The organism is Paenibacillus bovis, assembly GCF_001421015.2.
Taxonomy (GTDB): Bacteria; Bacillota; Bacilli; order Paenibacillales; family Paenibacillaceae; genus Saccharibacillus; species Saccharibacillus bovis.
On the sequence record NZ_CP013023.1, the window covers coordinates 4,248,883 to 4,264,674 of the forward strand.

The window sequence follows — 15,792 nt, forward strand, 5'->3', positions numbered from 1 at the left end:
ATCCTACCCCCTGCTTCCTATCTATACATACAAGTAACGGACAAGACGAAAAGAGACCAAAATACGGATAAACGCTCCGCTTTTTGATCTCTTTCAAAAATAATAGTCGCTGCCATTTCTTCTGAAAGTTACAGTCAGATGCTAAAACCGTCTGCCTGTCATTATACCATACATTCTGGTTGGAAGAGTTGGCTTTATTACAGGGATGATCGAAATTTAAAGAGCATATTTGCTCTGGGCATTTTCGATTTTGCTAATATAACGCTGCGTTTCTTTTGGCAGCTGATCGAATTTGGCCATCAGTTCATTATCATTGGAAATGCCCAGTTTTTGCAGTCGTCCCGGGCCTGCATTGTAGGCAGCCAGTGCGGTTTTGACGTTGTTGTCAAAATGCTTCAGCTGGTAGGATAAATATTTGGTGCCTCCATCAATATTCTGGGCAGGATCATAAGAGTTGCTTACACCCAGTCCGGCTGCTGTGCCGTCCATCAGCTGCATCAGTCCTTTGGCTCCAGCCGAAGAACCTGCACGAGGATTAAAGGAAGACTCCACATCGATTACTGCTTTGATGAGTGATTCGGGAATACCATATTTGCTGCTCGCTGTGCTGATCAGATCATTGTAGGCTGTCGCTTTGCTTCCGTTATCCGCTCCGCCGATTCCCTGAAGTGCAGAGGTATCTCCGCCAGCCGATACGGCTGCCGGGCTGCTGCTTTCGGTCAGGCCTGCACGTGCTGTAGCTGTTGCACTCTCCGGGCTGACTTCCGGCAGTTGGTCAAAATTATACCAAGGATCGGTGGAACCTGTTCCGTACGTGCTTCCGGTTACCGAAGAAGGAGCCCCTGCCGATACCAGACTCGCCAGACTTTGCACACTGGCACCCGAGCTCTGGGCTTCGCTGGAGGTTCCGATATTTTGCTGCAGCATCAACTGAAACAGTTGGTCGGTATCATTGGTATTTACAGCAGCAGGTGTTGTGCTGCCTCCGCCTGATGCATTCAGATATCGCAGTTCAAGCATTTGCTTTGCTGTATTTGGATCAATTTGCATATGGTTGGTAGCTCCTGTCTATTTGTAAATGAATGATGGATTTCCGTCTAAGTATTTCTCTATATTCCCAGTGTACTGCTTTTACACATGTTAGGCATGAGAATGAATGACGATTCTGATCACCCAGGTGGAAAATAGGAACAATCTCCCGTATGGTACTATTCTCTAACGTGTCCATACGCTGTAAGTATATGAAGGGACAAACCCTGATCGAGCTGCCAATTGTCGGGAAGCTTCGTTATCCAAATTGCATTCCCATATCGGCTGACGCCGGGTCTTGATACATTGGTTAATAAAAGATTGTGCAGCTATTGCAGCTAGCTTTTGGCCTCGATGTTCTATAGCTGTGTAGATATCCAGCTCGGCTGTCCAGGTATTGGCAAAAATTGAAGTACACTCGCAAACCACCTGATTTTCATGCACAATAGCATAACCTAGTCCGTTTAGCAGATAGTATGCAGACGAGCCCCAATACGTCCTATAATACTTTTCGTCAAAAACCGTGCTTTTTTGAATAACAGACTCATTTATTTTTTTCAATTCATACCCGGCAGGCAGATTCAGTGGATAATCCGGCAAAAAAAGATCCGCATACTCCATCGCTTGTCTGGTCAATTGACGCAACGAAACAGGCAGCCGGGCAGCCATCTTATTCCATACCTCACGATCCGAGAATAAAGTAAACCTATCCTTGGTCTGTATACGATTAAGACAATACGTATTGACCCTGTCATAAAAAGAACCCGAAGAATCACCGCCTCCTGCATAACAAAGACCTATCGTCGTCTCCACCCAGATCGGTCTGTCCATATTATTGAATGCAGCAGGTATCTGTGCAGCATCATACTTCTCTCCAGATAGGCTGCTGTATTGATCGGTCTGTCCATCTGCAGATTCTGTATAAATGGCTCCGGCTATCGTACCATCCATTACCGAATATACGAAGGAAGGATATCGCCGGATATAGGCTGCATCTGCTGTGATATGATTCGCACTCATATTTACGAAGACTCCTTTTAAATAAATAATGTAAAAAAGAATATGTATGTCTATCTGGTTTATATCATGCTATTTACCCAGCGATTACAAAAAAATAAGGATGCCTGAGCAGGCACCCTTGGAATTGCAGTTGGTAATAATATATACGTAATGAACGGTTTAGGCGTGGCGCTGATTCATGCGGCGCTGTGTCAAATAGTCACTTTCGTAGTAAGACAGATCATCACGCAGTTCCTCAAAGGTTCTGGTGATATCCAGAATAATATCTCTAACCGGCTTCACAGGTGTCTGACGGAAACGAATGGCTTCCTGTCCTGTATAGGCATAACGTCCATCTTCGGAGTAGCACTCATTTTTAGGGTAGAAAAAGCTGTTTACGCACTGATGATACGCGTTATAAAGAGCTTTTTCAGCAAATTCTGCATCAAAGTTAGCACGACGCAGAACTACGCCTAATTTCTCATAGGATACTTCGGAGAATACCAGCAGGTGACGCAAGTCTGCCAGAAACCCTTTGTAAAAAGGTAATGTATCTTCTCCCTGTTCGGCTGCCAATGCCTTTAGAGAATATTCATTCAAAAACCCTTCCAGTTTCTCGATGACCGGTTTCAACTTTTCCCGTGTGCCTTCACTCAACTTATGGACATTTGCAGCTGACATGACTGTAGCTCCCCCTTAATTGGTTCCTTTAAGACTGGGTTAGGTCGTTGTACAATTTAACCCTGATTTAACTTACATCCTACCATAAAACTCATTTCATGTGTTAGTTCCACTTCAGTTTACAAACATCAATTTTTAGGCATTCATTGTTACGCTCTTATAATTCTTTAACCACCAGGCATGTTCATGAATATCTTCTCATCAATGTATCAGCAGATGATTGATTTAATACCATATAGATTACTTTTATTTACCTTAACAATCAAGGTATATGGCAGGTTTATGATACAGATTTCATTGAACATTTCAAATTTTACCTGTTTTCCATCATAAAGGCGGTGTACCTTCCTTTATTATCGGAAGATACACCGCCTTTGTACAGCGGATATTGAATTGGTCAGTAAAAATGTAATTATGCTGTATACCCTACATGCGAATAAATCCGCCATACATGACCAAATAACTAGCATACTTGTTGAATAAACGTGGCGTCAGTTGGGAAAGTTTCTCATAAGCCGGGTTCTGTACCAGTTGTGGTTCGATCGGGAACTACCCTCCCACTTTTGGTGACAATCATCTATCTAGGCCAAACATTACTATTTGGCTCCAGCGACCAACCTCGATACACCTCGGGCTAAGGCTGCTTTTCCGAAAAAAAGCTGTATCTCTTTAGGTCTTGCTCCAGATGGGGTTTACCAGGAACAAAGTCACCAGTGTTCCTCGGGGTCTCTTACACCTCGGTTCCATCCTTGCCTGTACTCTTGCGAGCCATCGGCGGTCCATTTCTGTGGCACTATCCTTCAGTTTGCACTGACTGGATGTTATCCAGCACCCTGCCCTACGGAGCCCGGACTTTCCTCCCGCAGCCTTTCGGCTACCGGCGATTGTCTGTTAAACTTTCCGCGAACGCAACACAGCATATTATATAATTTTCGGCAGTCGGTGGCAAGAGGCAAATATAAATTTATCATTGTGCTGGCTATGCTGTGTTATTCTTTGTCTTTTTGCGCCACTCTCAGCTGAATTTCGGTTACATATTCCTCTTCACGCATACTGTCGCGATTATCCACTTCATAGATTTCAAAAGGGCTGCCCAGAATATCCAGCCCGGCCTGCTCTGCATAATCCAGTATTTCCCGAATCCGTTCAGCGCTTTGATGATAGCCACCCCGATAGCACACGGAAAGATAATCTCCTGCCGGCAGTACAAAGTCATAGTCGAACTCATTCGGCTCCAGTATAAAAAACACCGATTCGAATACAACCGGTTGATCTTTTGTCAGTTCTTCCACCAATACCGAGGCTGCATACAGCTGATTGCCAAAGTCCCGTATTCTGTCCTCATGCCGTGAATGCAGCTTACGGATCGCAAAGTCCATTTCTTCGTCCCGGGTAATACGGGTACTCAGCTGCAGGCAAGGACGAACAGGTATTTTTTTTATTTTAAATATCCCCGTATGTATCCGGGCTGCTGCCGAAAGCACTTCTATTCGCGCTTGCAGCAAATGATTTTTGTCCTGAAGCTGGCTGATCTGCTCCTGAATCAGAGATTGCTCCCGGTGCAGCAGCTCCAGCGTATGATCAATACTTTGATGATCCAGATACTCCTTGATCTGCTGCATCGAGAAATTTAGCTGACGCAAATCGCGGATAATATTCAGCCTGTACATATCCTGAAGACTATACAGGCGATATCCATTGGTATCCCGGCGGGGCTTCAATATACCGAGCTTTTCGTAATAGCGAAGAGAGTCGATACCGATATGATACAGCCTGGATATTTCACTGATTTTATAATTGTTTTTCATGGGTCCTCACCTTTGACCATAAATTCTGAAAACAGAAGCTTGACCCTGGTATTATACCAGAGTTTAGCATAGTGGATATGAAAACGATCAACTTCTATTACTTAAAGGTGGATATTATGATTACACAACACGCATTTAACCAGGTATTTGATATTATGGCGCAATCTTTTCCTGTTACCGAGTATCGGACCTACGAGGAACAACAAAAATTATTGGCCGACCCTCGCTATCGTCTGCTGACCGAGACCAACGAGCAGGGCGATATTATTGCTTTTCTGGCAGGATGGGAGCTGGAGACCGTGCGATATGTCGAGAATATCGCAGTATCTCCACATATTCGCGGCGGAGGTATTGGCAAACGCCTAATGGAGCGATTCCTCTCTCTATCCGGTATGCCGGTTGTACTGGAGGTTGAGCCGCCGGAAGACGAACTGCAGCAGCGCCGAATCGGCTTCTATGAACGGCTGGGCTTTCATCTAGAAGACTATATGTATATGCAGCCTCCTCTGCGTACAGGGCAGTCCGGGATGCTATTATGTATTATGAGTTATCCCCAGCCGCTTACACAGGAACGATTCCATTCCATCCGGCAAGAGCTGTACCGGCATGTCTATCGTATGCCCGTGCATAATCATTAATCTTCATTAACGAAAAAAGGCTGTAGCGATTACCGGACATTACCGGATAATCGCTACAGCCTTTGCTTTGTTGTTGTATAGCTGCTTCTGCAGATTTCTATTCCATAAGTACAGGTTAAATGAACCGGAATACCTCGGTATCAATTATAGAAGCATGTACAGGGGTCGTGTATTTATCGGCATGTAGACGCGCCTGAAGCACGCCTGCTACGCCGGGCTTCATAATCTTCTCTGTGTTGTGACCCGGATCGATAATAGCAATACCGGCGAGCAATGCATCATGAGCGGTATGATAATCGATATCACCGGTTACAATAACGTCGGCTCCCTTGAACAATGCCCCATTTACATAACGGCTACCCGAACCGCCCAGCACAGCGGCCTTTTTGACAGTGCCTTGCAGATCGCCTACGACACGCACTGTTGGCACATCGAGTCCTTTTTTGACCGTCTCCACAAATTCACCCAGAGTGACCGGCGCATCCAGCTTGCCGACACGGCCCAGACCGTAGGCTTTGCCCGGCAGTGCCAGTGGATACAGATCATAGGCTACTTCTTCGTACGGATGAGACTTGATCAGTGCCTGAACCGCCTTATTGCGCAGACTCGACGGAATAATCGTCTCAAAACGGACTTCGGCAGCATGTTCCAGCTTGCCCTGCTGACCTGTATACGGGTTCGTTCCTTCTTCCGGCTGGAATGTGCCTGTTCCTTCCGTGTTGAAGCTGCAGTGGCTGTAATTGCCAATATGGCCGGCTCCTGTCGCCCAGACAGCGCTGCGTACTGCTTCCAGATGCGAAGCAGGCACAAAAGTAACCAATTTGAGATACTCATCCGAAGACGTCTGCTCAATCGGCACCGTCTGGCGCAGTCCCAGCGCCTCGGCCATCCAGTCATTGACCCCACCTTCGGCAATATCCAGATTGGTGTGACTGATATAGACCGCAATATCATGCTTGATCAGCTTTTCATACAGGCGGCCCATCGGCGTGCTCGTCTGCAGGCTTTTCAGCGGACGGAAAATAATCGCATGATGCGCAATAATCAGATTGGCATTCAGCGCGATAGCTTCATCGATCACTTCTTCGGTCACATCAAGCGCAACCAGTACACCAGTAATTTCTTTTTGCAGCGTACCCAGCTGAAGACCAATTCGGTCATCGGGTACAGCGATTGATTTGGGAGCAAACTGCTCCATATACTGGATTACGGTCTGTCCTTTTGCAAGCATAACAGTACCTCCTTCACGAGCTTGATCTGCTGCTGCAGCGCAGCAACTTTTAGCTTGGCTTCATCCGTATCCGAACGACCAACCGATGCTGCCACCTTTTCCAGCTTGTCGATTTCCTGTTTCCATTTGTCTATAAATACCGTAGAAGCTTCATTCAGCAAATAAGGACCAAATTGCAGCAAGCTAAAATCATGCAGCTCGACCTGCAGCCCTTCTGGACCTGTTAGCAGACGCTCCTGATACAGCTGTACATTGCGTTCTGCCGCATCAGCCAGACGATCTGCAGTCAGAATCTCATATGTACGGCCATCTTCTTCCAAGATCTGCTCGGAAGACAGGAACCAGCCATGCTCCAGCAGCCAGCGACGTACAAACTCTTCTCCCACATTCGGTTGCAAAATCAGACGGGATACCCCTTCAAGCTTGTCCAATCCTTCGGACAAAATAGTTACGATCAATGCACCGCCCATACCAGCGATCGTGATCACATCTACTTCTCCCGGATGCAGCACTGCCAGACCATTGCCCAATCTTGGCTCAATCACCTGACTCAGTCCAGCTTCGTTCACCTGGCGCTGAGCCGCATCCAGCGGCCCCTGATTGACTTCTCCGGCTACCGCTTGGGTTACCCGGCCCTGACGCACGGCAAATACCGGCAAGAGAGCATGGTCGGACCCAATATCCGCCAACCGGCTCCCTGCTGGAATCTGTTCCGCAATTCTTGTTAATCTTGTTGATAATTTCATGCAGCCACCCACACTATCCATTTTTTTCGAAGTATAAATAAAAGAATGCAAGCCAGTGCAATCTTGGTTACACACAGCACTGCAAAAATATCCGGAACCTGTCCGCGAAGCAGTACTTCATCCACTTCCGGCATAAACCAGATGGCGATTCCGCTCGTAAAATAGACTGCAGCCAACTTTTTGCCTCGATGGTGAACCAGCCAGCTGAACCAGACCAGCAGCAGACTGAGCGGCAGCCACAGACCCTGCAGTACCAGCCAGGAAGCCCCTGGATTCACACGCGCAAAAAATCCTGCATACAGCAGCACAAACGCACCAAACCCGATATACAGCAGTACCGGACTGGAAATCACATATCCCATTATACACCAGATTAACGCACATCCAATGACAAGTACAGTAATCCACAGTGATGGATTCAATTCATGCTGGCGAATAATTAATATGCCCATCCCCAGCATCAGCATACTCCCTACAGCCAGCAGAAACGATGATGCGATCGGATTGCGTTTGCGCCAGCGAATACCGCCTGTATAACAAAGCGCTGTAAATACCGGTACACATACCAGCTGTACCAGAAACGGAAAAGTCGTAAAGTACAGCAGTACCATACATATAAAACAAAGCATCAGGAACGTAAAAATCCATGTGCGTATATTGCCCTGCTTGAATGATTGCATGGACAATACCTTTTTGTCACTGCGTTCCTGATTTACATCATACAGATTCATCAGAAAATCGCAATAATGCGCTGGCAGCAGACGATTCTCCCGCCAGTATTCAATCTCATCGAGAATAACTCCCCTTTTATCCTGATTCACCATACTCCCCCGTCTCCTTTTATCATTCCGGCTACCTAACATATCATTTGTCAGAGCTCACACCGGATTACAAACCATATAATTATATATCGTTGAAAGAAGGGTAAATGTAAAGAATTTGCAAAATATAAAGTCGATTTAACTTAAATACAGTTGAAATATAGCATGTAAAATAAAAGAAAACTCACAACTTTATTTAATAAATGTTGTGAGTTGACTGCATTAATCATATTTATTTATAAGTTGGATGAGAATCTGCAATTTGTCCATAGGTGCTGGATCCTTTAATGAGGTCATACACTACTGGTTCGGGTTTAACAACCTCGTATGTTCCAGCCTTATAGTTCACTATTACTTTTAATGGTAAGGCAGTATCGGTATTTTTAAAATGTGCATTGAGATCAAATATGATTTGTTTGGGATTGGAATCATCTATACTTTGGATAGTATAACTTTCCAATGGAAGACCTTTGGTTTCATCTTTCCATTGTTGACTATAATCGGATAGCGCTTTCGATGCTGCTTCGCTTGGTGTATCGGTATTAACCGATTGTGCTGAAGCTTTATCCAGTGTACTGTTGGCATAAACAATTCCTGTACTCAAAGAAAGAAGCATTATTGAAGTAAACAAAATATTTTTTAAATTATTCATATGATTCTCCTCTTTTTAATAAAATGAATATCTTTTAGTTTTTTACCAACATAATTAGATCAGTACCAAATGAAACTGGAGATAGCATGACAGCTATACTTATATTTAAATGTAGTTTTAAGAACTATTGAAACAAAAAATCATCAGAACTCTTGTACTCTTTTTATGTAATTATGGTATTCATTTCTAAATATATCATATCCTTTTTCATGCCTGATAGTCTATATTCGATAGCCCTTATAGCAATCTTATGATTGACCTTGTTACAATCGCTTTTTTTGAAATAGCAATTTGTATACTTTTAATATGATCTAAACAGCTAAGCTTTTATTATTTTGTAAAAAAAAGGAGTCCGCTCTATTGTAGAGCAGACTCCTTTTTGCATTTTAGATATTCCATTTTTATTACGAGTTATACAATTTTATATTCTATTCCAGGAAGTCCTTCAGACGTTTGCTGCGGCTTGGATGGCGCAGTTTGCGCAGAGCCTTGGCTTCAATCTGACGGATACGCTCGCGGGTAACGCCAAATACTTTACCCACTTCTTCCAGCGTACGCGTACGTCCATCGTCCAGGCCAAAGCGCAGACGAAGTACATTTTCTTCACGCTCGGTCAGCGTATCCAGCACATCTTCCAGCTGTTCCTTGAGCAGCTCGTAAGCTGCTGCATCAGCCGGTGCCAGTGCATCCTGATCCTCGATAAAGTCACCCAGGTGAGAATCATCTTCTTCCCCGATCGGCGTCTCCAGAGATACAGGTTCCTGTGCGATTTTCATAATTTCGCGTACTTTTTCTACGCTTAATTCCATCTCGGCTGCAATTTCTTCTGGCGTCGGTTCGCGCCCCAGTTCCTGCAGCAGCTGACGAGATACCCGGATCAGCTTGTTGATGGTCTCTACCATATGCACCGGAATACGAATCGTTCTGGCCTGATCCGCAATCGCGCGGGTGATAGCCTGGCGAATCCACCATGTTGCATACGTACTGAATTTGTATCCTTTGGTGTGGTCAAATTTCTCAACAGCTTTGATCAGACCCATATTCCCTTCCTGGATCAGATCCAGGAACAGCATACCGCGTCCAACATACCGTTTGGCAATACTGACCACGAGACGAAGGTTGGCTTCAGCCAGTCTTCGTTTTGCTTCTTCGTCACCTTGTTCAATGCGCTTGGCCAGTTCGACTTCACTGTCTGCCGACAGCAAAGGAACACGACCGATTTCTTTCAGATACATGCGGACCGGATCATTGATTTTGATACCCGGCGGCAACGCCAGATCATCGTCAAAGCTGAAATCATTATCTCCATTTTCGCGCTCGTTCTCGGAATCGTTCGTGACTTCCTCGTCACCTTCATTGATTACTTCGATACCCATATCTCCGAGTTGTTCGTAGAACTCATCGATCTGTTCTGCATCCTGGTCAAAAGCGGCCAGTCTCTCTGCGATATCCTTGTAGTTCAGTGAGGATCTCTTTTTACCTACCTCAATAAGCTGCTCTTTTACCTGTTCGAGCGTTAATTCGGTTTCCAATTCAGTATGCTGATCGTTCGCCATCTTTCGACTCCCTCCTCCCTGAAAATAAATGTTCGGAACATTTATTGTCTTTCCAGGGTGATAATCTCACTTGCAATTTGAGCCGCACGCAGGAAATCTCCTGACTTCTCTGCACGCAGCATGTCTTCTCTTTTTTGCTCAATTTGTTTTTGCAACGGGAATTTTTTGATTTCACGAATGTAATCATCCATTCCCCGCAGCGTCTCATCAAGCGGGGCATCCATCATGGAGATGGATGTTGCGGTCTTCTCCAGCCGGTCATCATGCAGTGATGCGATAAACCGGCTGATATCAGGCGCTTTGCCCTGTGCATAGTACGAATAGATGTACGCAGCCAGAGCGGCATGTTCCGGGATATTAAAAGCATCTCCCAGTTGCTGCGCCACATGTGTGGCCGCCTCTCCATCCTGCAGCATGATCGACAGCAATCGTCGTTCTGCCACGTGATAGGCCGGCAGCAGGGTAGGAGCTGTCGGCTGCTTGCGCGAGCCTCTTGCATTCCCATTATTGCCATTTCGATTCCCCTGCTGGCCGGATGGTGGCTGCTTGCGATTCAGCGTCTGACGCGCCAGATTGCAGTCCTGCTTCAGACTCTCCAGAGATACGCCCACTTCGGTAGAAAGTTCTTTAAGGTATACTTCCCGCTCAGTAGGCGAAGTCAGATGTGCTATCACATTAATCGCTTCCTGCGCATACGCAGCCTTGCCATCCTCTTCCAGTAGGTTGTAATTCTTTTTGGTGTAAATCAGCCGGAACTTGGTTGTAGATACTGCACCATGAATAATCTGATCTACAAAACGTTCCTGACCATACGTTTTGATATACTCGTCGGGGTCCAGACCGTTTTGCAAAACAGCGATTTTCACATGCAGACCTGCGCCTTCCAGAATAGGGATACTTTTGAGTGCGGCTGCCTGACCGGCGTTATCGCCGTCATAACAGACCACAACCTCTTCGGTGAGCGTACGTATTAGTGAAGCATGATTTTCGGTCAATGCTGTGCCCATTGTCGCTACAGTATGTTGTACCCCCGCATCCCATGCTGCAATCACATCTCCAAAGCCTTCCATTAATACAATCTGTCCCTGCTTGCGGATCGGTCCTTTGGCCAGGTTCAGATTATACAGTGTACGACTTTTATTGAACAGTCGGCTCTCCGGTGAATTCAGGTATTTGGGCTGACCTTCACCAAGTATCCGTCCTGCAAATGCAATTACTCTTCCGCTGCGATTCATAATCGGGAACATGACCCGCCCGCGGAAGCGATCTACATACCCTGAACCATTCTGTCTGGGAGACAGCAGTCCCCCTTTTTCCATTTCCTTTAGATCAAACGAACGCTTTTCAAAAAACTGCACAAGCGTATCCCAGCGATCCGGTGCGTAACCAATCTGAAACTGATCAATCAGCTTGTCACCAAATCCACGGGCACGCAAGTACTCCATTGCAGCTTTTCCGTGTTCTGTATTTTTCAAAAGATAATGAAACAGCTTGGCGGCCCATTCATGAGCCTGAAGCAGACGTTCCAACTCCTTGTTCTGCGGAGTGGCTGCTGCTCCTTTTCCATCCTGAAAAGGGACATGTGATTCTTCTGCCATTAATCTGACCGCTTCCGGGAAAGTCAGGCCGTCAATTTCCATTCTGAATTTGATGGCATTGCCTCCCGCGCCGCATCCATAACAGTAAAAAATCTGGCGTTCCGGTGTGACTGTGAACGAAGGAGTCTTTTCCGAATGAAACGGACAGAGTCCCTTCATGTACTTGCCCTGTTTGGTCAGATGAACATACTTGCCTACCGTGTCAACAATGTCATTATGCTGAAGTACCGCTTCAATGACTTCATCAGGAATACCACCGCTATATCCGGTGTTCATCGTTACCACCTTCATCTCTTTTCACACGATAAATAATATTCGCTACTGCGAATGAAATTCCTGCAAATTTGTTAAAAGTTTTACCAGTTCGGCCTGAAAATTTTTCTTATCGTCCGATGTAAGCGGTTTAGGCCCTTTACCATACTTACCCTGACGTCTTGCTTTGGCCTGTGCATGCCGGCGAGCCAGCAGAAATTCAATATTATCCGCATGGAATTCCATGCCCCGGAAAGACAGAATCCGGCACTGCTTGGCCAGCGCGATTGTAGCCAGTCCGTAATCCTGGGTAATCACAATATCGCCGGCATGAACATGATTCACAATATACAGATCCGCACTTTGATCGCTGCGGTCTACCTGAACAACCCGTACTCCATCCTCTGCCTGAATCCGGTGATCAAAAGAAGATACCATGAGTACAGGCACTCCAAAAGAGCGCGCTGTTTCTGCGATTTCTGCCTTGACCGGACAGGCATCGCCATCGACCACAATAGTCGGAATACGGTGTAGCGGTTCCGATTGCAATGCATGGCCTCCTTTCCCAGATTCCACGAAAACAGCAGGCTGGTTCACGGATCATACGTTCGTTTACAAAGCCGAAAATACGGAACGACATCAATTCTCATCGTCGTTCCGTATAGGTGTATCTGTTAGTATATAATATATTATTTAACCAGTTTGGAGAAATCTGCATACTGCTTGATATCGCGGTCGATCAGCGTCAGCAGAGCCAGACGATTCTCGCGAACAGCAGCATCGTCTACCATAACCATAATATGGTCAAAGAAGCTGGTAATCGCTGGACGAAGTGTAGCCAGCAGGTTAAGTGCTTCTCCTGTGCGATTGTCGGCAAGCAGATTGTGGTACGGCGTACTTACCGTCTCCCATGCTGCAAACAATTCGGTCTCTCCCGCTTCGCTAAACAGAGCCGGATTAACTACTGCACCGGCTGATTTGGCAGCCAGATTGGATACACGTTCAAAGGACTCAATAATCAGCTTGAAGTCAGGGACTTCGGTGACTGCCTTCATCAGATCATTACCACGCGATACCACAGAGCCAATATGACTGAATCCTGCAGAAATCACAGCATCCACTACGTCGTAACGGAGTGTCTCGGACAGCAGCTTTTTGACACGCAGTCCAAAGAACTCATTTAACTCTATACGTATTATATCGGAAGAACGTTTCATATTCCTTAAATTTTCATGAATATTCAGTGTAATATCAAAAATTTGTTCCAGCGTCAGTGCCAATCCACGCTCCAGCAAGATCTGAACAATCCCTGCTGCCTGACGACGCAGTGCATAAGGATCCTGCGAACCGGTCGGAATAATACCGATGGAGAAGCAGGCTACGATCGTATCGATTTTGTCTGCGATACTGATCAGCGAACCCGTCAATGAGGCCGGAGCCGCTTCGCCGGCAAAGCGCGGCTGGTAATGTTCAAAAACAGCACGAGCCACTTCTTCATTCTCGCCTGCTTTGCGTGCATAATCTTCACCCATAACGCCCTGCAGCTCAGGGAATTCATAGACCATCTGGGTAACCAGATCGAATTTGCTGATATCGGCAGCACGGCTGATATTAACAGCTTGCTCAGCAGGTACCTGCAGCGCAGCACCCAATTGATCGGCAATCTGGCGGATACGGCGAACCTTCTCGCCCAGTGTTCCGATTTCTTCATGGAATACGATATTATCCAGCTTGGCTACCGCATCCTCGATCTTTATCTTCTGATCTTCTTCGTAGAAGAACTTCGCATCCGACAAACGGGCGCGCAGTACTTTCTCGTTACCTCTGGCGATAACATCCAGAGAGCGGCTGTCTCCGTTACGCACGGTTACGAAATAAGGCAGCAACTGTCCTTCATTATCCAGTACCGGGAAGTAGCGCTGATGCTCACGCATCGAAGTAATCAGTACGTCCTGCGGAATATTCAGGAAAGCAGGATCGAAGGTACCATACAGCACTGTCGGTGTCTCTACCAGGAACAATACCTCTTCCAGCAGATCTTCTTTTACATCGATATTCCATTTCTGTTCTGCAGCCAGATGAGCAATCTGTGCACTGATCATCGCCTGACGCTCTTCCACGTCTGCAATAACATGCTGTTCACGCAGGGCTTCCATATACAGGGTAGGCTCGGCAATCTCGGTCTCGGTGCCAAGGAAACGGTGTCCGCGTGTCACACGGCCTGTCTGAACGCCGGTAATCTCAAAATCAATAACATCATGTCCCCATAATGCTACCATCCAGCGGATCGGGCGAACAAAGCGGAAATCATATGCACCCCAGCGCATATTTTTCGGGAAATTCATAGATGTGATAATATTTTGCAGCGCTTCAGCTACGATTGCATCCGTACTTGTACCGATACTGCTTTTGCGAGCATGGATATATTCTACTCCGCCGATTTCACGGAATGTAAATTCTTCGGGAGTGACTCCCTGGCTGCGGGCGAATCCAAGTGCAGCCTTGCTCCAGTTGCCATTCTCGTCCTGGGCAATTTTGCGGGAAGGTCCTTTGACTTCTTCATTGATATCTTCCTGCTTCTCGGCTACATCCTTCACCCATACGGCCAGACGGCGAGGTGTTGCAAATGCTTTGGCTTCTCCATGAGCCAGACGGGAATCGTCCAGCCATTTGACTGTTTTGTCACGAAGCTGGTTCATCGCTGCACGTAGAAAACGAGCAGGTACCTCTTCCAGACCAATCTCAAGCAATAAGTCCTTCGCCATGATTACATCTCTCCTTTCTTGAGCATCGGGAAGCCAAGCTTCTCGCGATTTTCCAGATACGTGGCGGCTACCTGACGCGCCAGATTCCGTACACGGGTAATATAACCGGTTCGCTCGGTCACGCTGATTGCACCGCGCGCATCAAGCAGGTTGAATGTATGCGAACATTTCAGTACATAATCATAAGCCGGGAATACCAGATGCTGATCCATTGCACGCTTGGCTTCCTGTTCGTAGGTGCTGAACAGGTTAAGCAGCATAGATACATCGGATACTTCAAATGTATATGTGGAATGCTCAACTTCCGGCTGATGGAATACATCGCCATAAGTCATACCATTTACCCACTCCAGATCAAATACATTTTCTTTTTCCTGAATATAGGAAGCCAGGCGCTCCATACCGTAAGTGATCTCAACGGATACCGGGTTGGTCTCAATACCGCCTACTTGCTGGAAATAAGTGAACTGTGTGATTTCCATACCATCGAGCCATACTTCCCAGCCCAGACCGGCACAGCCGAGGGACGGGTTCTCCCAGTTATCTTCTACAAAACGAATATCATGATCCAGCGGCTCAATACCGAGTGCTTTGAGGCTATCCAGATAGATTTCCTGAATATTATCGGGTGAAGGCTTAATGATTACCTGGAACTGATGATGCTGATACAGACGGTTCGGGTTTTCTCCATAACGACCATCAGACGGACGACGGGAAGGTTCCACATAAGCGACACGCCATGGTTCAGGACCGATCGAGCGCAGGAATGTCATCGGGTTCATTGTACCCGCGCCTTTTTCCGTATCATATGGCTGAACGATAATACAGTTATGCTCAGCCCAGAAGTTTTGCAGCGTCAAAATCATTTGCTGGAAGTTCATTGACATTACTCCTTTATGTTCATAGTGGGATTGCGGATACAGAAATAGATCATATGGTATCATGTAGATCCGTTCAGATAGCCAGCAATCGGTCATGCGATCCCGCTGAAATAGGTATCTGCAACGCACGCAAAA

14 protein-coding genes and 1 other RNA gene are annotated in these 15,792 nt (G+C 46.3%); 1 reads left to right on the forward strand and 14 read right to left on the reverse strand.

Annotated elements, in window-relative coordinates; all coding sequences use genetic code 11:
* Positions 1-216 precede the first annotated feature (216 nt).
* The 5 genes from AR543_RS18125 to AR543_RS18145 all read right to left on the reverse strand — a co-directional run bounded on the left by AR543_RS18125 (position 217) and on the right by AR543_RS18145 (position 4,517).
* A complete protein-coding gene (locus AR543_RS18125; protein WP_060535812.1) occupies positions 217-1,050 on the reverse strand; it encodes a lytic transglycosylase domain-containing protein in 834 nt (277 codons plus the stop codon).
* A gap of 165 nt (positions 1,051-1,215) precedes the next feature.
* Positions 1,216-2,049 carry a GNAT family N-acetyltransferase gene (locus AR543_RS18130; RefSeq protein ID WP_060535813.1) on the reverse strand — a complete coding sequence of 278 codons (834 nt, stop codon included), beginning with the start codon at positions 2,047-2,049 and terminating at the stop codon, positions 1,216-1,218.
* A gap of 159 nt (positions 2,050-2,208) precedes the next feature.
* Complete coding sequence (locus AR543_RS18135) at positions 2,209-2,709, reverse strand: YpuI family protein (RefSeq protein ID WP_060535814.1); 501 nt, start codon at positions 2,707-2,709, stop codon at positions 2,209-2,211.
* A 496-nt stretch (positions 2,710-3,205) separates the two neighbouring features.
* Positions 3,206-3,609: RNase P RNA component class A (rnpB, locus tag AR543_RS18140), an RNA gene on the reverse strand.
* 89 nt (positions 3,610-3,698) lie between these two features.
* Positions 3,699-4,517 carry a MerR family transcriptional regulator gene (locus AR543_RS18145; RefSeq protein ID WP_060535815.1) on the reverse strand — a complete coding sequence of 273 codons (819 nt, stop codon included), beginning with the start codon at positions 4,515-4,517 and terminating at the stop codon, positions 3,699-3,701.
* A gap of 116 nt (positions 4,518-4,633) precedes the next feature.
* Between AR543_RS18145 and AR543_RS18150 the strand changes: the two genes are divergently transcribed.
* A complete protein-coding gene (locus AR543_RS18150; protein WP_060535816.1) occupies positions 4,634-5,155 on the forward strand; it encodes a GNAT family N-acetyltransferase in 522 nt (173 codons plus the stop codon).
* A gap of 115 nt (positions 5,156-5,270) precedes the next feature.
* Here AR543_RS18150 and AR543_RS18155 read toward each other — a convergent pair whose 3' ends face one another.
* From AR543_RS18155 to glyQ, 9 genes are all read right to left on the reverse strand, one after another.
* The gene (locus tag AR543_RS18155; protein ID WP_060535817.1) at positions 5,271-6,386 is read right to left on the reverse strand and encodes a Nif3-like dinuclear metal center hexameric protein; all 1,116 of its coding nucleotides are present in this window, start codon (positions 6,384-6,386) and stop codon (positions 5,271-5,273) included.
* A complete protein-coding gene (locus AR543_RS18160) occupies positions 6,362-7,132 on the reverse strand; it encodes a tRNA (adenine(22)-N(1))-methyltransferase (protein WP_060535818.1) in 771 nt (256 codons plus the stop codon). Before AR543_RS18160 ends, AR543_RS18155 begins: the two co-directional genes overlap by 25 nt.
* Positions 7,129-7,956, reverse strand: a complete 828-nt coding sequence (locus AR543_RS18165; RefSeq protein WP_060535819.1) for a hypothetical protein — start codon at positions 7,954-7,956, stop codon at positions 7,129-7,131. The genes AR543_RS18160 and AR543_RS18165 overlap by 4 nt, the downstream gene beginning before the upstream one ends.
* A 229-nt stretch (positions 7,957-8,185) precedes the next feature.
* Positions 8,186-8,605: a hypothetical protein gene (locus AR543_RS18170; protein ID WP_060535820.1), complete on the reverse strand. Its 420-nt coding sequence runs from the start codon at positions 8,603-8,605 to the stop codon at positions 8,186-8,188.
* A 428-nt stretch (positions 8,606-9,033) separates the two neighbouring features.
* Positions 9,034-10,161 carry an RNA polymerase sigma factor RpoD gene (gene rpoD, locus AR543_RS18175; RefSeq protein ID WP_060535821.1) on the reverse strand — a complete coding sequence of 376 codons (1,128 nt, stop codon included), beginning with the start codon at positions 10,159-10,161 and terminating at the stop codon, positions 9,034-9,036.
* A gap of 41 nt (positions 10,162-10,202) precedes the next feature.
* Entirely contained in the window at positions 10,203-12,035 is a 1,833-nt protein-coding gene (gene dnaG, locus AR543_RS18180) for a DNA primase (protein ID WP_060535822.1), read from the reverse strand.
* A 42-nt stretch (positions 12,036-12,077) separates the two neighbouring features.
* Positions 12,078-12,560 (reverse strand): YaiI/YqxD family protein, encoded by a 483-nt coding sequence (locus tag AR543_RS18185; RefSeq protein ID WP_060535823.1) that lies wholly within the window; start codon positions 12,558-12,560, stop codon positions 12,078-12,080.
* 140 nt (positions 12,561-12,700) lie between these two features.
* A complete protein-coding gene (glyS, locus tag AR543_RS18190) occupies positions 12,701-14,776 on the reverse strand; it encodes a glycine--tRNA ligase subunit beta (protein ID WP_060535824.1) in 2,076 nt (691 codons plus the stop codon).
* A gap of 2 nt (positions 14,777-14,778) precedes the next feature.
* On the reverse strand, positions 14,779-15,657 hold the full coding sequence (gene glyQ / locus AR543_RS18195) for a glycine--tRNA ligase subunit alpha (protein WP_060535825.1): 879 nt from the start codon (positions 15,655-15,657) through the stop codon (positions 14,779-14,781).
* Positions 15,658-15,792 lie beyond the last annotated feature (135 nt).